At 69.9% G+C, this 20107-nt stretch carries 23 protein-coding genes; 4 read left to right on the top strand and 19 right to left on the bottom strand.

Going from position 1 to position 20107, the window contains the following annotated elements; translation table 11 throughout:
• Positions 1 to 4: 4 nt before the first annotated feature.
• The 13 genes from QY307_10890 to QY307_10830 form a co-directional block, all read right to left on the bottom strand.
• Positions 5 to 385: a cytidine deaminase gene (locus QY307_10890; GenBank protein WKZ82572.1), complete on the bottom strand. Its 381-nt coding sequence runs from the start codon at positions 383 to 385 to the stop codon at positions 5 to 7.
• Entirely contained in the window at positions 382 to 1341 is a 960-nt protein-coding gene (ftsY, locus tag QY307_10885; protein ID WKZ82571.1) for a signal recognition particle-docking protein FtsY, read from the bottom strand. Before ftsY ends, QY307_10890 begins: the two co-directional genes overlap by 4 nt.
• Positions 1338 to 4757: a chromosome segregation protein SMC gene (gene smc / locus QY307_10880; protein ID WKZ82570.1), complete on the bottom strand. Its 3420-nt coding sequence runs from the start codon at positions 4755 to 4757 to the stop codon at positions 1338 to 1340. Before smc ends, ftsY begins: the two co-directional genes overlap by 4 nt.
• A 79-nt stretch (positions 4758 to 4836) precedes the next feature.
• On the bottom strand, positions 4837 to 5664 hold the full coding sequence (mutM, locus tag QY307_10875; protein WKZ82569.1) for a bifunctional DNA-formamidopyrimidine glycosylase/DNA-(apurinic or apyrimidinic site) lyase: 828 nt from the start codon (positions 5662 to 5664) through the stop codon (positions 4837 to 4839).
• On the bottom strand, positions 5657 to 6391 hold the full coding sequence (gene rnc / locus QY307_10870) for a ribonuclease III (GenBank protein ID WKZ82568.1): 735 nt from the start codon (positions 6389 to 6391) through the stop codon (positions 5657 to 5659). Before rnc ends, mutM begins: the two co-directional genes overlap by 8 nt.
• Positions 6384 to 7361: a phosphate acyltransferase PlsX gene (gene plsX / locus QY307_10865; GenBank protein WKZ82567.1), complete on the bottom strand. Its 978-nt coding sequence runs from the start codon at positions 7359 to 7361 to the stop codon at positions 6384 to 6386. The genes rnc and plsX overlap by 8 nt, the downstream gene beginning before the upstream one ends.
• Before the next feature lie 10 nt (positions 7362 to 7371).
• Positions 7372 to 7545 (bottom strand): 50S ribosomal protein L32, encoded by a 174-nt coding sequence (gene rpmF, locus QY307_10860; protein ID WKZ82566.1) that lies wholly within the window; start codon positions 7543 to 7545, stop codon positions 7372 to 7374.
• 21 nt (positions 7546 to 7566) lie between these two features.
• On the bottom strand, positions 7567 to 8064 hold the full coding sequence (locus QY307_10855; GenBank protein WKZ82565.1) for a DUF177 domain-containing protein: 498 nt from the start codon (positions 8062 to 8064) through the stop codon (positions 7567 to 7569).
• A 2-nt stretch (positions 8065 to 8066) separates the two neighbouring features.
• Positions 8067 to 8582 carry a hypothetical protein gene (locus QY307_10850; GenBank protein WKZ82564.1) on the bottom strand — a complete coding sequence of 172 codons (516 nt, stop codon included), beginning with the start codon at positions 8580 to 8582 and terminating at the stop codon, positions 8067 to 8069.
• On the bottom strand, positions 8579 to 9052 hold the full coding sequence (gene coaD / locus QY307_10845) for a pantetheine-phosphate adenylyltransferase (protein ID WKZ82563.1): 474 nt from the start codon (positions 9050 to 9052) through the stop codon (positions 8579 to 8581). The genes QY307_10850 and coaD overlap by 4 nt, the downstream gene beginning before the upstream one ends.
• Positions 9049 to 9591 (bottom strand): RsmD family RNA methyltransferase, encoded by a 543-nt coding sequence (locus QY307_10840; protein ID WKZ82562.1) that lies wholly within the window; start codon positions 9589 to 9591, stop codon positions 9049 to 9051. Before QY307_10840 ends, coaD begins: the two co-directional genes overlap by 4 nt.
• Positions 9588 to 11669, bottom strand: coding sequence for an ATP-dependent DNA helicase RecG (recG, locus tag QY307_10835; protein WKZ82561.1), 2082 nt, complete (start codon positions 11667 to 11669; stop codon positions 9588 to 9590). The genes QY307_10840 and recG overlap by 4 nt, the downstream gene beginning before the upstream one ends.
• Positions 11666 to 13312 (bottom strand): DAK2 domain-containing protein, encoded by a 1647-nt coding sequence (locus tag QY307_10830; protein WKZ82560.1) that lies wholly within the window; start codon positions 13310 to 13312, stop codon positions 11666 to 11668. Before QY307_10830 ends, recG begins: the two co-directional genes overlap by 4 nt.
• Positions 13313 to 13394: 82 nt before the next feature.
• Between QY307_10830 and rpmB the strand changes: the two genes are divergently transcribed.
• On the top strand, positions 13395 to 13583 hold the full coding sequence (gene rpmB / locus QY307_10825; protein WKZ82559.1) for a 50S ribosomal protein L28: 189 nt from the start codon (positions 13395 to 13397) through the stop codon (positions 13581 to 13583).
• Between the two features lie 3 nt (positions 13584 to 13586).
• Entirely contained in the window at positions 13587 to 13802 is a 216-nt protein-coding gene (locus tag QY307_10820; protein WKZ82558.1) for a cold shock domain-containing protein, read from the top strand.
• Here QY307_10820 and QY307_10815 read toward each other — a convergent pair.
• On the bottom strand, positions 13796 to 14350 hold the full coding sequence (locus QY307_10815) for a GNAT family protein (GenBank protein ID WKZ82557.1): 555 nt from the start codon (positions 14348 to 14350) through the stop codon (positions 13796 to 13798). The genes QY307_10820 and QY307_10815 overlap by 7 nt on opposite strands.
• A gap of 93 nt (positions 14351 to 14443) precedes the next feature.
• Here QY307_10815 and QY307_10810 point away from each other — a divergent pair, with 93 nt between their 5' ends.
• Positions 14444 to 14677, top strand: coding sequence for an Lrp/AsnC ligand binding domain-containing protein (locus QY307_10810; GenBank protein WKZ82556.1), 234 nt, complete (start codon positions 14444 to 14446; stop codon positions 14675 to 14677).
• 67 nt (positions 14678 to 14744) lie between these two features.
• Here QY307_10810 and QY307_10805 read toward each other — a convergent pair whose 3' ends face one another.
• From QY307_10805 to QY307_10790, 4 genes are read right to left on the bottom strand one after another with little or no spacing between them, the layout of a single operon-like run.
• The gene (locus QY307_10805; protein WKZ82555.1) at positions 14745 to 15758 is read right to left on the bottom strand and encodes a D-alanine--D-alanine ligase family protein; all 1014 of its coding nucleotides are present in this window, start codon (positions 15756 to 15758) and stop codon (positions 14745 to 14747) included.
• A gap of 52 nt (positions 15759 to 15810) precedes the next feature.
• Positions 15811 to 16599 carry an enoyl-ACP reductase FabI gene (gene fabI, locus QY307_10800; GenBank protein ID WKZ82554.1) on the bottom strand — a complete coding sequence of 263 codons (789 nt, stop codon included), beginning with the start codon at positions 16597 to 16599 and terminating at the stop codon, positions 15811 to 15813.
• A 49-nt stretch (positions 16600 to 16648) separates the two neighbouring features.
• Entirely contained in the window at positions 16649 to 17005 is a 357-nt protein-coding gene (locus QY307_10795; GenBank protein ID WKZ82553.1) for a hypothetical protein, read from the bottom strand.
• A 9-nt stretch (positions 17006 to 17014) separates the two neighbouring features.
• Positions 17015 to 17629, bottom strand: a complete 615-nt coding sequence (locus QY307_10790; GenBank protein WKZ82552.1) for a class I SAM-dependent methyltransferase — start codon at positions 17627 to 17629, stop codon at positions 17015 to 17017.
• Between the two features lie 316 nt (positions 17630 to 17945).
• Between QY307_10790 and QY307_10785 the strand changes: the two genes are divergently transcribed.
• Positions 17946 to 19634 (top strand): histidine kinase dimerization/phospho-acceptor domain-containing protein, encoded by a 1689-nt coding sequence (locus tag QY307_10785; GenBank protein ID WKZ82551.1) that lies wholly within the window; start codon positions 17946 to 17948, stop codon positions 19632 to 19634.
• Between the two features lie 13 nt (positions 19635 to 19647).
• Here QY307_10785 and QY307_10780 read toward each other — a convergent pair whose 3' ends face one another.
• Positions 19648 to 20100 carry a YbaK/EbsC family protein gene (locus QY307_10780; protein WKZ82550.1) on the bottom strand — a complete coding sequence of 151 codons (453 nt, stop codon included), beginning with the start codon at positions 20098 to 20100 and terminating at the stop codon, positions 19648 to 19650.
• Positions 20101 to 20107 lie beyond the last annotated feature (7 nt).

Here is a 20107-nt window from a genome sequence, read left to right as displayed (position 1 = left end):
CAGGTCAAAGCCTGAAGGCGTGGGGAATGAGCTCGTCGAGGGCGTACTCGAGGGGCCCGTCCGGACCGCCGCCCACGAACACCCGATCCACCTCGAACTCCACCATCATCTGGCGGCAGTTCCCACACGGGTACCCGGGGCCTTCGGCATCGATACAGGACGCCGCCAGGGTGTCGATCTTGCGGACCCCTGCCGATGCGGCGGCGGCGATCGCCACCGCCTCGGCACAGATGGTTGTGCCGTAGGCGCCGTTCTCCACGTTCACACCGACGAATCGCCGCCCATCCTGGGATACGACCACGGCGCCAACGCGGAACCCGGAGTAGGGGGCGTAGGCGTTCTCGGCTGCGGCACTCGCTTCGGCGACGAGCTCGGTTCCGGTCATCTCTCCTCCAGCAGCGAGTCGACGAAGGTCTCGGGTTCGAATACTCGCAGGTCGGAGAGGCCCTCGCCGAGCCCGATCATCTTCACCGCTATCCCGAGCCGGCTCTCGATGGCGAAGGCGATCCCCCCCTTGGAGGATCCGTCGAGCTTGGTCACCACGACCCCGGTGACCCCTGCGGCCTTGGTGAAGGCCTCGGCCTGGGCGATCCCGTTCTGTCCGGTGGTGCCATCGATCACGAGCAGAACCTCGGAGGCGCCCGCCACCCGAACCACCTTTCCCAGCTCGCCCATCAGGTTCGCCTTGTCGTGGAGCCTCCCGGCGGTGTCGACCACGACCACCCCGGCGCCACGCGCCCTCGCCGCCGAGATGGCGTCGTGGGCCACCGAAGCCGGATCGGCACCGGGAGCGCCGGAGACCACATCGACACCGAGGCGTTCGCCCCACTCCTGGAGCTGCTCGGCGGCGGCGGGGCGAAAGGTGTCGGCGGCACCGAGGAGGACGCGGTGGCCCGCCGCGGCGAGGAAGGAGGCGAGCTTGGCGATCGTGGTCGTCTTCCCCGAACCGTTGACCCCCACCACGACGATCACCGCCGGGGCACCCTCGAGGCGGAGGCCACGCTCCCGACCCTCGAGGACGGAGAGCATCCCGGAGCGCACGGCGGCGCGGGCGCCGACGGCGTCGGTCGGACCGCTCTCGCGGGCCGCCGCCACCACGGCGGCGGCGGCCGCCACACCGAGGTCTGCCTCGAGCAGCAGGTCCTGGAGCGCCGCCCATGCCGATGGACCGGGGTCCCTGCCCAGGAGGGCACCGATGCGATCCCCCAGTCGGGGGCCGGACATCGTGACCAGTGCCGGCGGCCCGCCGGAGGGAGTGCGGCGGCGAGTCACGCGCAGCCACAGCAGGCCCACGGCGACGATCGACACGGCGCCGACGATCAAGGCGACGGCGACGATCACACCGGTGAGAGCCGCTTGGCCAGCACCCGGGACGACTCGCCCGGTTCCATGGTGACCCCGTAGAGCACGTCGGCGGCCTCCATGGTCTGCTGCTGGTGGGTCACGATCACCAGCTGCGACGAGTCCCGCAGCGTGTCGACCAGCCGGAGGAAGCGACGCAGGTTGGCGTCGTCGAGGGCCGCCTCCACCTCGTCGAGGACGTAGAACGGGCTGGGACGGGAGCGAAACACCGCGAAGAGGAACGCCAGGGCGGCGAGCGAGCGCTCGCCTCCCGACAGCAGCTGAAGCCGGCCCACCTTCTTCCCCATGGGCTGGGCGTGGATCTCCACGCCCGATGCCAGGACGTCGTCGCCGTCGGTCAGTGTCAGGCGACCGGTCCCGCCAGGGAACAGCAGCGTGAAGTTCTCGGCGAACTTGGCGGCGATGTCCTCGAACGCCTCCTCGAACAGCCGTGCGATCTCCTCGTCGAGGGCGCGCACCACCTTACGCAGCTCGCGGCGCGACTCCTCGAGGTCGGCGAGCTGACCCTCGACGAACTCGACCCGCTCCGCAAGCTCCCGGTACTCCGCTGCCGCTAGTGGATTGACCGGACCGAGGCGCCGCAGCCGCGCCGAAAGCGAGTCGAGGCGCGCCTCTGGATCGACCTCGGCGGAGACCTCGGGCATCGGAGCGCCAAGCGCCTCTTCCTCGGAGGCATCGGCGTCGCGCCTGAGCGCCTCCGCGATCGCCTCGTCCCTCACCTTCAGTTCGGCCGCTTCGACCGCCAGCCGGGACAATGACTCCCGGGCCTCTTCGAGTTCGACGCCGAGCTGGTCGCGCCGCCTGCGGGCGGCATCGAGCCTGGCTCCGGCCTCCCCGGCCTCGACCCGTAGCAGCCGCTGTCGAGCCCGGAGGCTCTCCACATGGCTCCTCACCGCCGCCAGGGCCCGTCGCGCCAGGGTCTCGACGCTCTCGAGGCGGGCTCCCTCGGCAGGATCGAACGGCGCGGCCTCCTCGGTGAGCAGCGACCCGATCTCGGCAAGGCGGCCCTCGATCGTCGTGCGGCGCTCGGCCACTGTGGCAAGGGTCGCAGCCGCATCCTCACGCGACCGACGCGCTCGCTCGCGTCGCTCGGAGACCTCGGCCAGTCGGCGGGCCATGTCGTCCCAGACCTGTTGCTGAGCAGCCTGCTCCCCCTCCAGGTCGGCGATCCGTGCCCTGAGGTCGGCGATCCGCTCGGCCCTGCCGGCCGAAGCCTCGGCCAGCGCCCGGGCGCGGGCATCGAGCCGATCGAGCTCGGCCGTGCGACCGGATCGTGAGCGCTCCAGGAGGCGGATGCCCTCCTCGATGGCGGCGATGCGACGGCGCAGCGACTCCAACCTCTCCGTGGCGTCCTTCAGTGCCGCCGCCGACGAATCGCGGCTGCGTGAGGCAGTCACCTTCCGGCTGTGCGCCCGTGCCGCCTCGGTGGCAGCAGCCTCGACGGCGCGATCGGCGGCAGCGATCACAGCAGGCGTGGCCCCGTCGGGATGGGCGAGGAGTACTCCGTTGCCGGTGATCAGGTCGCCGGAGGCGGTTACGGCACGCCATCCTGGGTGTGAGGCGACAAAGGCCAGGCCGGCGGCACAGTCGTCCACGAGGACCACATCGCCCAGGAGCGAGGAGGCCAGGGCGGCATCGGCACCCTGCCCCATCAGCGATGCGAGCACCGGCGCATCGCCCATCTCCCGAGGCCCGACCGGAGAAGCGGAAGCCGCTACCAGTGCTACCCCACCGCCGCCCAGTGCTCGAGCGCGATCGGCTGCATCCGCAAGTGCCCCGGGGCCGGCGACCACGAGAGCCTCGGCCCAGGGACCCAGGGCCGCATCGACGGCGGTGGCCAGTCCGTCGGGAACGTCGAGCAGGGCGGTCAGGGTTCCGGCCACTCCCACGGCGGCGGTCATTCGCCGCCTGGCGTCGGGGTCTGCGAGTCCGGCTCGGGCGGCCCGAAGTGCCTCCAGCCGCGCCCGGGCGGCCACGAGGGCGGACTCGGCCGCGGCGTGGGCGGTCTCTGCGATGGTGGCGGCATCGCGGTCGCGTCCGGCGGTCGCAACGGCAGCTCCCAGCGCCCGCTCGGCGGCAGCCAACTCCGGGGCGAGAGCCTCGGCCTCGTCCTCCAGACGACGCGCCTCGGCCACCTCCTCGGCGATCACGGCCGCCAGGGCACCGCGACTCCGGGCGAGGTCTCCGGACTCGCGATGGTCTCTCAACTCGGCGCCCTCCAGGGCAGCCAGGTCTCCGCGCATGGCGGCCACCCGGCCCTCGGCGGGCAGGGTGTCGGCACGCGCCAGGGCACGCTCCTCGTCCTCGAGGGCTCGCAACGCCATCTCGGAGCGTTCGGCCGCCTCGACCGCGGCCGCTTCCGCCGCCACGGCCTCGTCGAGACGGCGGCCGAGGTCGGCCTGCTCCGCGAGCAGGTCCTGGCGCCTGGACTCGGCCCCGGCGGCACTGCGCTCGGAATGGAGTCGACGCTCTCGGGCGACCAGGGCGATGGAGTGGATCCGTTCGGCGGTCGTCTCCAGGCGCGCCGCGGCGGAGGTGTCGCGCTCCAGTGCCTCCCCGGTCTCGCCGGCCGCTGCCTGCAGCTCGGCAAGAGATCCGGTGATGGCGTCTCTCTCGGAGGCAGCCTGTTCGATTCGGGCCTTGATCTCGTCCTCTTCGGCGACGACGGCGGCGAGCCTGTTGCGCCCATTGCGGAGATGCTCGCCGCCCAGCCAAAGCCGCAGGGAATGCCACTCGGCCCGCACCGAGTCGTACTGCTCGGCGGCGGCCGCCTGCCGTTTCAGCGGGCGCATGCGGCGCTGCTGTTCCTCGAGCAGATCGCGGAGGCGGGTGACGTCGACCTCGGTCGCCTCGAGGCGCCGCATCGACCGGTCGCGTCGGGCCCGGTGCTTGACGACGCCTGCGGCCTCCTCGATCACCGCCCGATGCTCCTCGGGGCCGGAGTTGAGCACCGCATCGACCCTCCCCTGGCCGACGATGACGTGCTGATGGCGACCGATCCCGCTGTCGTGGAGAAGCTCCTGGATGTCGAGCAGCCGACAGGCGACGCCGTTCACCAGGTACTCGCTGGTGCCGTCGCGAAACAGCCTCCGGGTGAGCGTCACCTCGGCGAGGTCCAGATCGAGCATGCCGGACCCGTTGTCGAGGGTGAGGGTGACCTCGGCGCGACCCAGGGCGGGACGCACGGCGGTGCCGGCGAAGATCACGTCCTCCATGCGCGATGTGCGCAGCGTGGAGGTCGCCTGGGTACCCATCACCCAGGCGATGGCGTCGACCAGGTTGGATTTGCCCGAACCGTTGGGACCGACGACGACCGTGACCCCCGGCTCGCATTCGACACGCGTGCGATCGGCGAACGACTTGAACCCGGTCACGGTGAGGGTCTTCAGATGCACTGCGGGAAAAAGGGTATCACCGGAATCACAGGTGTGTGATTCTCCGGCGGCACCCAGGTGGCACCCGAGACGCATCGGCTCACGCCTGGCATCCCGGGCACCAGTGGCTGCTCCTGGCGCGTATCGTCGTGCGCACGATCTCGCTGCCGCACCTCCGGCAGACCTCACCGTCGCGCCCGTACACGGCAAGGTGAGCGAGGTGCTCACCGGCCCGCCCGTCGGGCAGCAGATACGCCAGGTCTCCGAGGCTGGTGCCGCCCCTACGCAGCCCGGCGCGAAGCACCGGGCGGATCGCCCTTCTCAGTGCCGCCAACTCGCCGTGCTCCAGCGAGCCGCCGGGGCGCAGCGGCGAGATCCGAGCCCGATGCAGCACCTCGTCGGCGTAGATGTTCCCCAGGCCGGCCAAGATCCGCTGATCGAGGAGCAGCGCCTTGATCGGAGCGGTCCGCCGAGAGAGGGCGTCGGCGAGTGCCACCGCCGACGGCAGATCGTCGAGGGCATCGGGCCCCAACCCGCCGAGGGCGACCTCGAGATCCTCCGGCGTGAAGGCGGCCACGAACCCGAACGTGCGTGGGTCGACCAGCCGCACCTCCGCCCCGCCGTCGAGAGCCACCACCACCTGGGTGTGCGGTGCCACCGCGTCGCCACTCTCGGCCAGGGCGATGCGACCCGACATTCCCAGGTGGGTCACCCAGACGATGTCGCCATCCAGGTCGGCGAGCAGGAACTTTCCCCGCCGCCACAGACGGCGCACCCGTCGCCCCGCCACCATGTCGGCGAAGGCGTCGGGATCCGGATGCCGCCGCACCATGCGGCTGCGGCGCACCTCGACGGCGACGATCCGCCTCCCCACCACGGCAGGCTCGAGATGCCGCCGGGTCGCCTCGACCTCGGGCAGTTCAGGCATCGCCGGCTTCCAACACCTCCAGAGCGGCGAGTGCGGCCTCCTGCTGAGCGCGCTTCTTCGACGTCCCGACGCCGGTGCCGAGCGGCCGGCCCGACAGCCAGACGGTGGCGGTGAAGGTCCGCCTGTGAGCCGGGCCGGTCCCTGACACCTCATATCGCGGTGCCAATCCCTGGCGGGCGAGCATCTCCTGGAGACGGGTCTTGTGGTCCGGCTCGCCAGGAGCCTCCACGCGAATGGAGATCTGCGGCGCCCACAGTCTCTCCACCACGGCGGCGGCAGCCTCGAAACCGGCATCGAGGAACACCGCCCCGATGATGGCCTCCATGGAGTCGGAGAGGATCGGATCCTTGTTGCGGCCTCCAGATGCCTCTTCGCCCTTGCCCAGCCGGATGGCGCCGTCCACACCGATGCCGCGTGCCACCTCGGCCAGGGTGCCCTCGTCGACCACCGCCGCCCGAACCTTGCTCATCGATCCCTCCGGGAGATCCCAGTCCCGATGCAGCGTCGCCGCCACCACCAGGTCGAGCACGGCGTCTCCGAGGAACTCGAGTCGCTGGTTCGACTCCTCCCCGGGCATCTCGGCCGACATCGAAGGATGGGTCAAGGCGCGGTGGAGCAGCGACCGGTCGGCGAATCGGTGACCCAGGGCCCGTTCCAGCCGCCCCACCGGGACCGGCCGCCGACCCTCGCCGAGTGCTTCATCCCCATCACCCCTGGACTCAGCCACGGATTCCGGCCTCGATGCGGGGCACCAGGCCCCGATCGCACCCTTCGGCCGCCATCGCCACGGCGTTGGCGATGGCCACCCGGCTGGACGACCCATGGGCGATGACCACTGCCCCTCGCACGCCTACGAGATGAGCCCCGCCGTAGGCCTCCGGGTCGAAGCGCTGGCGAAGGGCGAGGAAGTGTGGCATCAGGACCTCGAGCGCCTCCTGGGTGGCGGCGTCGGCTCCTTCGGCCAGCCCCTCGAGGACGAAGCGGCCCACGACCCGGGCCACGCCCTCGGCCGTCTTGAGAAGCACGTTGCCGGAGAACCCGTCGGTGACGAACACGTCGGCCTTCCCGCGGCCCAGATCGCGCCCCTCGACGTTGCCGACGAAGTCGGGGAGCATGGAGAGTGCGGCGTGGGCAGCCTTCTCGAGATCTCTTCCCTTCCCGGGCTCCTCGCCGATGTTGAGCAGCCCCACCGTTGGGCGCTCCCTGCCCAGGTAGATCTCGGCGATGACGGACCCCATGACGGCGAACTGCACCAGGTGCTCTGGACGGACCTCGAGGTTGGCGCCGGCGTCGAGCACGACGGTCGGGCTCCCCAGGGGGAAGATGGTGGCGATCGCCGGTCGAGAGACCCCGTCGATACGACCGATGACCAGGGTCGCCGCCGCCATCGCCGCTCCCGTCGAGCCGGCGGAGACCATCCCGTCGGCCTCACCATCGGCCACCAGTCGAGCGGCGACCGTCACCGAGGCGCCCTTCTTGCGGCGAATGGCCGCAGCCGGATCATCACCCATGTCGATGACCTCGGGAGCGTGGACGATCGGAAGCGAAACGCCCTGGGCCTCGAGGATCGGGGCGATCGCACCGTCGTCACCGACCAGGACGACATCGACACCGCGCGCCGCAGCGTCGACACCGCCCAGCACCGCCTGTTCGGGTGCCAGGTCGCCCCCCATCGCATCGAGGGCTATGCGCGCCATCGACCCGACCTCAGGACGGGACGACCTCCCGGCCGCGGTACGAGCCGCATTCCGGGCAGGCGCGATGGGGAAGCTTGGCTGCGTGGCACTGCGGGCAGCGGGAGGCGTTGGGCGCCTCCACCTTCCAGTTCGCCTTGCGCTGCCTGGTGCGGGAGCGGGACATCTTCTTCTTTGGGACCGCCATGGACGCGCCCTTTCAGGTTCATCAGGTTTCGAGCAGGCCGCGCAGGGATGCGAACGGGGAGTCGGGCTCCTCGTCGTGCCCCGGGCAGGGACCCGTATTCAAGTCGGCTCCGCACACGGCGCAAAGTCCGAGACACTCGGGACGGCAGGTCGGCACCGGGGTGATCTCCAACAATACGGCGTCGCGCAGCGGCGGCTCGAGGTCGACGACCTCGCCCAGGATCGGATACTCGTCCTCGTCGTCGCCCACGCCCATGGGCTCGTCGATCGATACCGCCATGGTCTCGTCCCACTCGGTCAGGCAGCGGTGGCAGGTGTGATGCACGGTGGTCGACGCCGTCGCCCGCACCAGGATGCCGCCCGCAGCCTCCTGGAGGACGATCTCGGCATGTATCGCGGGACCCGCCACCGAGAGCTCGAGCGGCCAGTCGATGGGGGCGTCGATGGAGACCCGACGCCTGCTGCCCGGGTCGGAGAGCAGATCGGAGACGGGGAACCGGAACGGCGACCCCCGCTCCACGATCAGTCCCCCTCCCGCCTCGCCTGATGCAGCTCGGCCCGGAATCGTCGCACCTGCCCGAGCAGGTCGGAGAGCACCGACTCGGTCTGCTCGAAGGCCTGTTCGCTGTAGTCCTCGGCCTCGAGCCGGATCCGGGTGGACTCACCCTCGGCGCGTCGCACCAGGGCGTTGGCCTCGTCGACCGCCTCCTTGACGATGTACGACTCGCTGATCAACTCCTCGGATCGCTCCCGAGCGCGCTCCAACATCTCCCGGGCCTTCTCGTTGGTCCGGGCCACGAACGATTCGCGCTCCCGCACCATCCAGCGCGCCGCCCGCATCTCCTCCGGCAGCTCATCCCGGAGCCGGTACAGCATGTCGAGGAGGCGATCGCGGTCGAGCATCACGTTTCCGGAGAGGGGCACGGTGCGCGCCCCCTCCACGGCGATGATCAGTTCGTCGACCAGCTCCAACAGCTCCCCCGAGGTCGGGGGAACCGGCATCGACTCCTGCTGATCGAGCTCGAGCTCGTCGCTCATGATCGGTACCTCTCCGCAAGGGCCTTGGAAACAGAGTCGGGAACCAGGCCGGAAACCTCGCCGCCCAGGGCGACGACCTCCTTGACCAGGGAAGACGACAGGTAACCGAACTCCGGCTTGGTGGCGACGAACATGGTCACGATGCCGGAGAGGTGCCGGTTCATCTGCGATAGCTGGATCTCGTAGTCGAAGTCGGTCATCGCCCGCAGCCCCTTGACTATCACGTTGGCTCCGACGTCGCGAGCGAAGTCGACCAGGAGCCCGTCGAATGCGGCCACCTCGACGTTTTCCCACGGGCAACACTCCACTAGCAGGTCGCGCCTCTCCTCGATGGTGAACAGCGCCTTCTTGGATGGATTGGCGACGACGGCGACCACCACCCGCTCGAACAGCGATGCGCAGCGCGAGACCACGTCGACGTGGCCGTTGGTCGGCGGGTCGAAGCTCCCCGGAACCAGCGCAGTGATCACCGCTCCTCCTTGATCAACCTCGTGATGTCGGCATCGCCGTAGCGGCGTCGCCATTCGGCCACGAGGCCGTCGGGCGGCATCGCCTCACCGCTGCCGGCCCGACGGTGCAGTATCGCAACCGCACCCGGGGCCAGCCTGAAGGAAAGCGCGCCGAGCACCTGCTCCACGGACGGTAGCGGCAAGGCGTAAGGAGGGTCAACGAATGCCAGGTCGTAGGCGGGACCGGGCCTTCCCAGGAACTCCTCCACCTTCATGGCCACAACCTCGCCTCCAAGCCCGACGGCGGAGATGTTGTCCCTCAAGGCGGCGCGGGCCTCTCGCCCCCACTCGACGAAGGTGGCCGAGGCGGCGCCGCGGCTCAGCGCCTCCAGGCCGAGGGATCCCGAACCGGCGTAGAGGTCGAGTACTGCCGCACCCCGGACGCGATCACCGAGCGCCGAGAAGATCGCCTCCTTGGCCCGGTCCATCATCGGCCTGGTATCCGGTGAGCGCGGGCCCTTGAGCCTCCTTCCACCGGCGACACCCCCGATGATCCTCACGAGATGAACAGCCACTCGTCGGAGCGCCCGATGAAGGCGTTCACCTCTTCGGCGATCGCCGGGTGCCTGCGCAGCCCCGGATCGGCCGCCACCAGGGCGAAACCCTCGCGACGAGCGATCTCGAGCAACTCCTGGTCGGCGAGGATGTCGGCGATCCGGAGGTCGGTGCCCCCTGCCTGACGCGATCCGAAGGCGGTGCCCTGGCCCCTGATCCGCAGGTCCTCCTCGGCGAGGCGGAACCCGTCGTTGGTGGAGGCCATGGCGGCCAGGCGGGCGGAGCCCTCCTCCGAGGGCTCCGATGCCATGAGGAAGCACCACGATCGGTGCTCACCGCGACCGACGCGACCTCGAAGCTGATGCAGCTGGCTCAGCCCGAAGCGGTCGGCGTCCTCGACGACCATCACCGTGGCGTTGGGCACGTCGATGCCGACCTCGATCACCGTCGTCGCCACCAGCACGTCGATCTCCCGGCGACGCACCTCCGCCATCACCGCTTCCTTCTCTGCGGAGCGCATCTGCCCGTGGAGGAGCCCGAAGCGCAGGTCGGGCCATGCCTCGGCGAGGCGTCGATGCTCGGCGGTCGCAGAGACCGCAGCCAGCTTCTCCGAGTCCTCCACCAGCGGGCACACCACGAAAGCCTGACGCCCGGCAGCCACCTCGGCGCCGATGCGGGCGAACACCTGCTCTTCGCCCTGCTCGTCCTGCGCCAGGACCACGGTCTCGACCGGCATCCGGCCCCGGGGCATCTCGTCGAGACGCGACATCACCAAGTCACCGTAGAGGGTCATCGCCAAGGTGCGGGGAATGGGGGTGGCCGTCATGATCAGCATGTCCGGCTGCGGTCCCTCGGAGCGCTCCCTCAGCTCCACCCGCTGGTGGACGCCGAAGCGGTGCTGCTCGTCGACCACTGCCAGCCCGAGTCTTGCGAAGCGAACCCCCTCCTGGATGAGGGCGTGGGTGCCGACCACCACGTCGACGGTGCCGGCGGACACCGCCGCCAGCACCTGCTCCCGATCGGGCGACGATCCGGTGAGCAGGGCCATGCGGACTCCGACCAGGGCCCCCAGCGGCGCCAGGCCCAGATGGTGCTGCTCCGCCAGCACCTCGGTGGGCGCCATCACGGCCCCCTGGTGTCCGCCCTGGACGGCGATGAGCAGGGCCGCCATCGCCACCACGGTCTTGCCGGAGCCGACCTCCCCCTGAAGCAGCCGGTGCATGGGATGAGGGGCCGCCATGTCGGATCGGATCTCGTCGATCACCCGGAGTTGGGCGGCGGTCGGTTCGAAGGGCAGGGAGGACAGGTACTCCTCGACCAGCCCGGTGTCGGTGCTGTGGGCGATTCCCTCGGCCGTGTCCACGATCCGCTGGCGGCGGGCGGCCAGCGCCACCTCCAGGCGGAACAGCTCGTCGAAGGCGAGCCGACGGCGTGCAGCAATGGCGTCGGACACCTCCGAAGGGAAGTGGATGTCGCCGATGGCCCGGTCGCGCTCCACCAGCCCGAGGCGTACCCTCGCCTCATCGGGAAGCGGGTCGGGCATCGGGCGCGCCTTGCGCAGGGCGTCGTGGATGGCGCGCCGCAGGTGGCCCGGGCCCACTCCGCCCACGGTGGGGTGCACCGGCATCACCCGCCCGGTGATCAGCGACTCCCCGGACCGGTCGAGCACATCGGCATCGGGCCCCTGCATCTGCAGCCTCCCCCGATACCGCTCCACCTTGCCGGAGAGGGCCACCTCGGTGCCCTCGGCGAGTTGCCTCATGCGAAACGACTGGTTGAACCAGACCACGTGCAGGATGCCGGTCCCGTCGTCGATGGTCGCCTCCACGATGAGCAGGTTGCGGCGGGGGCGCCGCTCCTTGATCCGTTCCACCCGGCCGAACACCGTCACCTCCTCGCCCAGCGGAAGCGCCTCGAGGGGGACCGTCTTGGAGCGATCCAGGTACCTGCGGGGGATGTGGAGCAGCAGATCGGCGACGGTGGCGACACCCGCCTTGCGCAGATCTGCCCCGCGCTTTCCTCGCAGGCCGGGAACGAGGTCGATGTCCTTGTCCGCCAGCTCGGCGAGCGAGTTCCCGGTCATTCCACGCCGAGGAGGTAGGCGTAGAGGGGCTGTCCGCCGCGGAGGACGGTGACCTCGGCCGCGCATCCGGCCGACAGGTGCCCGGCTATCGCCGAGGTCGCCTCGGGGGTCGCCCCTTCGCCCTCGATCACAGTGACCAACTCGCACTCCTCCGACACCAGGTGGTCGAGCACCCCGATCGCCGCCTCGGCGACGCCTCCGGCGACGATCGACACCTCCCCGGCCACCACGCCCAGCCAATCGCCGGCGGCGATGCGGCCCGCCGGCGTGATGGCGTCGCCGACCGCCTGGGTCACCTCACCCCAAGCACATCGGGCGGCCGCCGCACTCATGGCGGCGGCGATCACCTCGGGGTCGCCGTCGGGCATGAACCCGAACATGGCGGCAAGCCCCTCGGGGACGGATCTAGTCGGCACCACGAGCACCCGCTTCGAGGTGAGGTCCACCACCTGTTCGGCGGCCGGGATGACGTTCCTGTTGTTGGGAAGCAGGAGCACGGCGGCGGCCGGCACCCGCTCCACCGCCTGAAGCATCTCCCGTACCGAGGGGTTGCGGGTCTGGCCGCCGGCAACGATGCCCTGCGCCCCGCTCTGGCGAAACAGCTCGACCACCCCGGTGCCGGAAGCGACCGCCACCACCCCGAGGGCGGTGCCGGCGAACCCTGGGAGCGGCTCGAAGTCGGGTTCCCGGGCGGCCTGCTCCGCCGCCGCCTGGATCAGCAGGTCGGTCACCTTGATCCGCTCCGGCCTCCCCAAGCCGATCCCGGCCTCGATCGCCGGACCGATGTGGTCGGTGTGGATGTGGCAGTTCCAAACACCCTCGCCGCCGACCACCACCACCGAGTCGCCGAGCCCGACCCAGGCCTCCCGCAACCGGTCTCCGGCGTCGGAGTCCGCACAGTGGAGGAGATACATCACCTCGTAGCGAAGACCGGCCAGGTTGGCCTCCGGATCATCCCCGCCGGGATCCACCACCAGGGCGGTGGCCGCCGCCCTGAAGATGGTGGCCGGGAGGAGCGGCTCCTCCCCGGTCACCTCCTCGAGGAACGCCGCCAGCAGCAGGAGGAACCCGGCGCCACCGGCGTCGACGACCCCCGCCTGCTTGAGGACCGGAAGCAGCTCGGGAGTCTCCTCGAGGGACTGCAGGGCGCGCCCGTACACCCGCAGCATCAGGCCGGCAAGGTCCTCGCCGGCCGGGGTGTCGGCGGCCCGGGCGGCCTTGGCTGCGGCGCGCAGCACGGTGAGGATGGTGCCCTCCACGGGGCGTCCCACCGCCTCGTAGGCGGCCTGCGACGCCCGCTCCAGGGCGTCGACCAGTTGTTCCGTCCCCAGCGAGGCCTGGTCGCCGAAGGCGTCGGCCAGGCCCCGCAGTATCTGGGAGAGGATGATCCCGCTGTTCCCCTGGGCTCCCATCAGGGATCCGTGAGCCATGGCGTGGGCGATCTCGACCATGCTCTCGGCACCGTCGGCGGCCGCCATCACCGACTCGACGGTCGAGGTCATGTTGGTCCCGGTGTCCCCGTCGGGAACCGGATAGACGTTCAGCCGATCGATGGCGGTGCGATGCTGGCGAAGCCGCTCCAGGTAGCGGTGCATCACCGCCTTGAGGTCTTGCGCCATCAGCAGCGCCCGTCGGGTGGCCATCCCGGCGAGTATACGAACAGCCGTCTGGCGTCCCCGGTGTGGGCTGGTAACCTCCAGCGCCGTTCTCCAGAAGGATTCCCAAGTGTCGTTCCGTTGCGAAATCTGCGGCCGTGAGCCCTGGGTGGGCAAGCAGGTGTCGTTCTCCCACAAGCGTTCCTCCAGACGCTGGCTTCCCAACGTGCAGCGGGTACGGGTGAAGCACGGCAGCAACTCGCGCCGTGCCCGCGTGTGCACCTCCTGCATCAAGGCCGGCAAGGTCGAGAAGGCCTAGGCGGTGGCCCAGGGCGTGGTCAAGGTGTACGACCCGGCCACCGGGATCGGCGTGGTCGTGCTCGACACCGACCGCTCCGAGGTGTTCCTCCGCCCGGGAAGCCTGAAGGGGAGCTCGTTTCGCACCCTGCGCCAGGGTCAGCGAATCGTGTTCGATCTCGACGAACAGGGCGGCAGGCGCTTCGCACACACGGTGCGCTTCGGCACCGAGGGTTACTGACCCTCCCGGCGTCCCCGCCACTCCGGTTCCAACAGCGAGTACAGCGCCGTGTCCGTGGGGCGGTCCTCCAGCCACAGCGCCTCCCGCAACACCCCCTCGAACTCGAACCCGAGCCGTTCCGCCACGGCCCGGCTGCGGCGGTTCTGCGTCGCCGCCCGCAACGCCACCCGGTGCACCGCCATCTCCTCGAAGAGGAAATCGAGCATCAGCCCCACCGCCTCGGTCACCACCCCCCGACCCTCCCACTCCGGGACAAGCCAGTAGCCGACCTCGGCGCAGTGGTTGACCAGGTCCAGCGAGGCGCCGACCGCCCCCACCGGGACTCCGTCGGAGAACAGGCCCCGATGAAAGGCGCCGCCGTCGGCCTCCGATCGACCGGCACCATCGATGAAGGCGGCGAAGTCGGAGACGGTGGTGGAGTACGGCACCCAGGGCATCCAGCGCGCGAGCCGGAGGCGCGATCCGTCGACGGTGGCGAGCAGGGAGGCGGCATCGGAGGCGACGAACGGCCTCAGCAGCAGCCCCGATGCGAGGACCTGATCCCTCAACTCGTAGCCTTGCCGGGACCAAAGCGACCCCTGGCCGGCGACTCGATCGGCCCGCCTCCGGTATAGTCGGCGTCAGGCGACTCGAGGAGAGACATGGTCGAAGCGTACGTGCTGATCCAGACCGAGGTTGGCAAGGCCGCCCAGGTTGCCCTGGCCATGGACAAGATCGACGGCGTCAAGTCGTCGCATGCCGTGACCGGTCCGTACGACGCCATCGTGCACGCCGTTGCCGACGACGTCGACGCCCTCGGCAAGCTGGTCGTGGCCAAGATCCAGGCCATCGAAGGGATCACCCGCACGCTCACCTGCCCCGTCGTCAAGCTGTAGCCCGACGGAGCACGAGCCGGTCACAATTCCGTGACCGTGCCTCTCGTCGTGCCCACTGCCGCACTTCTCAGCGTCCCAGGGCCAGGGACACCAGCTCGTCGCACAGCTCCGGGTAGGGCATTCCGGTGGCGGCCCACATCATCGGGAACATGGACTTGGGGGTGAATCCGGGCATGGTGTTCACCTCGTTGAGCAGGAACCCGCGTCCGCCCTCCTCGTAGAAGAAGTCGGCCCGGGCCAGCCCCCGACACTCCAGCGCCCCGAAGGCGAGACAGGCGAGTCGACGCACCGTCTCGGTGGCGGCGTCGCCGAGGACCGCCGGCACCACCAGGTCGGTCGAGTCGTCCCGGTACTTGGCCTCGTAGGTGTACCAGCCACTTCCGACGACGATCTCTCCAGGCAGGGACGCCCGGGGACCCTCGAGGACGGCGACCTCTATCTCTCGCCCCCTCACCTCGGCCTCCACCAGCACCTTGGGATCGTGAACGAAAGCCGCCTCCACCGAGTCCTTCAGGGAGGCCTCGTCGTCGGCCCGGGCGATACCCACCGACGACCCCAGGTTGGCCGGCTTGACGAACACCGGGAACCCGAGCTCGGACCCGACCCGATCGGCCACGGCGCCCGGATCGTCACCGAACTCCGGTGCCCGGATCACCAGGTACTCCCCCACCGGTATTCCGGCCTCCCGGCACAACCTCTTGGCCACGTCCTTGTCCATGGCGATCGCCGACCCCAGCACCCCCGATCCCACATAGGGCAGCCCGGCCATCTCGAAGAGGCCCTGGATGGTCCCGTCCTCACCGAAGGGACCGTGGAGCACCGGGAAGGCGACATCCACGACGATCCGCTCGCTCCCGATCGCCAGGGCGCCTCCCGGGACCTCGACCCGCAGGGCCGGACCCTCGGCGACCAGCGGCGCCAGGCCGGGATCTGCCAGGTGAAACCCTCCGGACCGGTCGATACCCACCGCCACCACCTCGTGACCGCGTGATGACAGGGCGGCGAGGGTGGACACCGCCGAGACGCACGAGACATCGTGCTCCTCGGACCGACCCCCGAAGAAGACCGCAACGCGCGCCATCGCTCACCGTTTCGTCGCCGTGCTCCGAGTGTATCCGGGGAGGCGGCCCCGCCTACTCGGGCTCGCCGAGGCCGGCGGCGATGGCGTGGAACCCGCCGTCGACGTGAACCACCTCACCGGAGGTGGCTGGCGCCCAGTCGGAGAGGAGTACGCAGATCATCCGGGCCACCGGCGAGGGATCGCCCACGTCCCAGCCGAGCGGTGCCCGCTCCCCCCAGACGTCCTTGAACCGACCGAAGCCGGGAATGTTCTTCGCCGCCACCGTGGCCAGCGGTCCCGCCGACACGGCGTTCACCCGGATCCCGTGCCTGCCCAGGTCACGCGCCAGGTACCTGGTCACCGACTGCAGGGCCGACTTGGCGACCCCCATCCAGTCGTAGGCGGGCCAGGCCTGGGTGTTGTCGAAGTCGAGGGTCACCAGTGACCCTCCACCCGCCTCCTTCAGCAGCGGAAGCAGACCCACCGCCAGGGTCTTGTAGGAGAACGCCGAGGTCATGAAGGCCGTCGCCGCGCTCTGCGGCGGCGTGTTGAGGAAGTTGCCGCCGAGAGCATCCTCGGGAGCGAAGGCGATGGCGTGTAGGGCACCATCGATCGCTCCCCACCTTCGCTCCAGATCGGAGACCAGGACCTCCATGTGGGCCGGGTCGTTGATGTCGAGCTCAAGGACGTCGGGCTCGGAGGGAAGCCGCCCGGCCACCCTTCGGGTGAGTGCGATCCCCCTCCCAAACCCGGTGAGGACCACCTCGGCGCCCTGCTCCTGGGCGATGCGGGCGGTGTGCCAGGCGATCGAGTCGTCGGTGAGCACGCCGGTGATCAGCAGGCGCTTGCCTTCGAGCAGCACAGATCCCTCCTCGGAGCCGGGAACCAATGCTATCGGTGCAAGGCGGGCCTCAGGACACGTTGGCCCAGGCCCTCAGCCCGAGTCCCATCACGAAGAGCAACAGCAGGCCCCAGGCGAGCGCGGGCTGCTTCTCCATCTGGGTGCGGTAGATGTAGACGAACGACAGGGTGAACAGGATGACGAAGCCGTAGAAGATGTGGAAGTCGTTGGCGGGCCGGAACCCCTGTGAGTAGGCGCCGAAGCCGAGGCCGACCTGGACCAGCATGGAGAAGATCGCCACACGGGTCGCCAGCCGGAAACCCCGATCCGGCTTTCGCCGCATCACCGTGAGGACCAGTCCCCAGACTCCTACGAAGCCGGTGTCCAGGACCGCCACCCAGAACCAGTAGGCGTGAAGCGTGCGCATCGGGCGATGCTACCGAACGGCTCGCCCGGCCCGGGAAGGCCTCCGGCAGACGAGTTCGCCCTTCCCGATCGGCAGGACCAGCGCGTCCACCCGATCGTCCTCCATCGCATCGTCGATCATCGTCTGGAGGTCCTCGGCGTGGCTCAGGGCATTGTCGGCGACCAGGAGTCCGCCGGGAACCAGGTTGGGCACCACCGACCGATAGCAATCGCGGTAGACCTCCTTCTCGGCATCGAGGAAGCAGAAGGCGATTCCCGACATCCCATCCAGGTGGTTTCGGGCATCGTCGACGACCAGGTCGACGAGGTCGTCGACGCCGGCCACCCGGAAGGTCTCGGCGGCGATGGCCGCCTTCTCGGGGAGCACCTCGAAGGTGACCAGGCGGTCACCTCGCTCCCGGCAAGCGAGTGCCAGCCACAGCGTCGAGAAACCGCCGCTGGTCCCGACCTCGATCACCCTCCCGTGCGGGGCTGCGGCGGCGAGCAGGGCGATGAACCTGCCCGTCTCCGGCGGTATCTGCCTGAGTCTCTCCAGGCGACCGGTGCCGTCGAGGCGATCGGCGGCGTCGCGTGCCTCGAGGTGTCGCATGCGGTCCACCACTTCTTCGGGGATGTCGCCGAACATGGATGGGGAGGCTAGGCCACCTGCCACACCGGCTCACCGAGGACGGGCGGTCGGCCCGAAGTCTTGACGTCGGCTCGGCGGTGGGCAGGAGGGCCCAGGCCGCAGTACCGATTGTCGCTCCCCGACACGCACCCGCTCAGGACGCGCACCTGGACCCGTGGACCCGATTTCCCACGATCCGGGCTACAAGGGGACGAGTATCTGGTTGAACATGGCAACGCAGGGCAGATCCGGATCGGACTCGGGGCGCGAGAAACTCCCGGAACGATCTGCCAAACCGGTTCAGACCAAACGCATTCGAGCCGAAACCCCCCGTGTGGCCCTTCTCAGGCGCTCCGGCCAGGAGCGATTCACGCGATCCGTCACGGCGGCGTTCGTCCTCGCCGGCGTGTCCGGCGCCACCCTGGCAGCCTTCTCCCTGGCCACCGGCGGGAAGGTGCAGTGGGTGATCCTCGGGATCGTCGGCGCCGTCTCGGGGGTCGCCGCCGCCTGGGAGCTCCACGTCGGGCGCTTCTTTCCGATCGCCCACATCTTCGCCTTCACCATCGCCATCCTGGTGATGCCCGGTCATGTCTCCCCAGAGATGAGCCTCGGCTTCGGCACGCTCCTCGTCGGGTTCGCCCCCATCGGAGTGTTCCTGATCGCCGATCAGAGACGACTCTCCTGGTTCCTGGTGACCATCGGTGCCGCCGGAGGGATCCACTTTGGGCGGTGTCTCCTCACCAACGGTCACGGGACCGATCATCTGATCACGCTCGGAGCACAGGGGCTTCTGTTCGTGGCGGTGACCTTCGTGTTCCTCCAGCTTCGTTCCGAGATCCTGCTTCGCAGCGAGGCCCAGAAGGCCCAGGATCAGTTCCTGGCCAGCGTCGGCCACGAGTTGCGCACCCCACTGACCACGGTCGTCGGATACGCCGACCTGGTGGATGGAACCGACGCCGCCGGACCCGAGGAGATGCGCGAGTACCTGGCTGCGATCGGCCAGGAGGGACGCCGCATGTGGGGAATCGTCGACGACCTGCTGGTATCCACCACAGCGGGGTACCGGGATCTCGCTCCCGAGATGTCGACGCTCCAGATCGGGGAGGTCGTGGACAAGGCGGTTGCTGACACCGGGTACTCGGGATGGACGGACATGACGGTCGATGCAGCGGTCTTGGTACGGGCCCATCCCTACTACGCCACCATGGTGATGCGACACCTCCTGCGCAACGCCGCCGAGCACGGGGGCGGCCGGCCGGCTCTCTGGCTCGAGGTCTTGGCGGGCGATCGTGTCCTGCTGGGCCTCACCGACGGCGGCCCTCCGATACCGGCAAGGATTCGAGACGAGATCTTCGAGCCGTATGTCACCCACGGGACCGTCAGGGAGCCCCCCCGCCTGGGCCTCGGTCTGCCGGTGGCCCGCCGCCTGGCGCGTGCCATGGGAGGTGAAGTCCTGTACGACGCCGACCACCCCAGGGGCCCGTCGTTCGTCTTCACCCTGCAGGCGGCTCACGCCGCAGCGACGCCGTCGAAGGAGCCGCCGATCGGCGATCTGGGGCATCTGGTCGAAGGCGACCTTCAGGGTGTCGTCCTCACCGTCGCTGCCGACGGAGACCACGTCAGCCGGGCTCGCCTGGAGGACATGGGCCACATGGTCCTCTCCTGCCGGGGCCCGGAGCAGAACGGCTGCTGCAGCCTGCTCGACTCCGGCGAGTGCCAGCTGGCGGCCATGGCGGACGGGATCCTCTTCGAACTCGACCTCGACGTCGCCGAGAACCGGGAGGTCCTTCACCGATACCGCACCGAGTTCGGCAGGACGACACCGGTGAGGGTGCTGCTCAAGCCGGGACAGGCGGAGCGCCATCGAGACCTCCTCGCAGACGTCGACGCCTCCGAGGGCACCATCGGGTTCGATGAGATGTCCGACTTCTCCAAGCGTGCCTCACAGGCGGGCGCCAGCAGGCGGCGCTCGTCCGGTCCGACCCGGACCAGCAAGCGCAACGCCAGGACCGAGCCTGACTGATCACGGCCCGCGATCACCGTCCCGTGGCGGTCTGCGTCACATCGGCAACGGCCGCGGCCAGAGCCTGTACGAGGTCGGCGGCCTCCAGCTCGATCGCCATCCCCGGTGCACCGCCACCCACCGAGACCAAACCGTCCATCGAGGCGTCGGCGATGACCGGCAGCAAGGTGGTCGACCCGAACGGCGTGATCGTCCCCGGCCGGTATCCGGTGGCGGCGTGAGCCTCTTCGGCCGATGCCAGCGAGAGCCGGCTCACCCCGAGGTGGGATCGGAGCCGCCGCCAGTCGATGGTGCGATCCCCCGGCACCAGCACCATCAGCAGGTCGCCGTCGCCGCGGCGCACCACGATGGTCTTGGTGACGGCGTGGAGGGGCACGCCGCGGGCCACCGCCGCCTCCTCGACGCTGCGCGCCGGCTCGAACTCGACGACCCGATGACGCAGGCCGGAGGCCCTGACGGCCGTCACCGCAGCG

The sequence above is a fragment of the Acidimicrobiia bacterium genome (genome assembly GCA_030584185.1).
Classification (GTDB): domain Bacteria; phylum Actinomycetota; class Acidimicrobiia; order Spongiisociales; family UBA11373.
The sequence above is the reverse complement of the archived record's forward strand: the minus strand, read 5'-3'. Positions and strand labels throughout refer to the sequence as shown.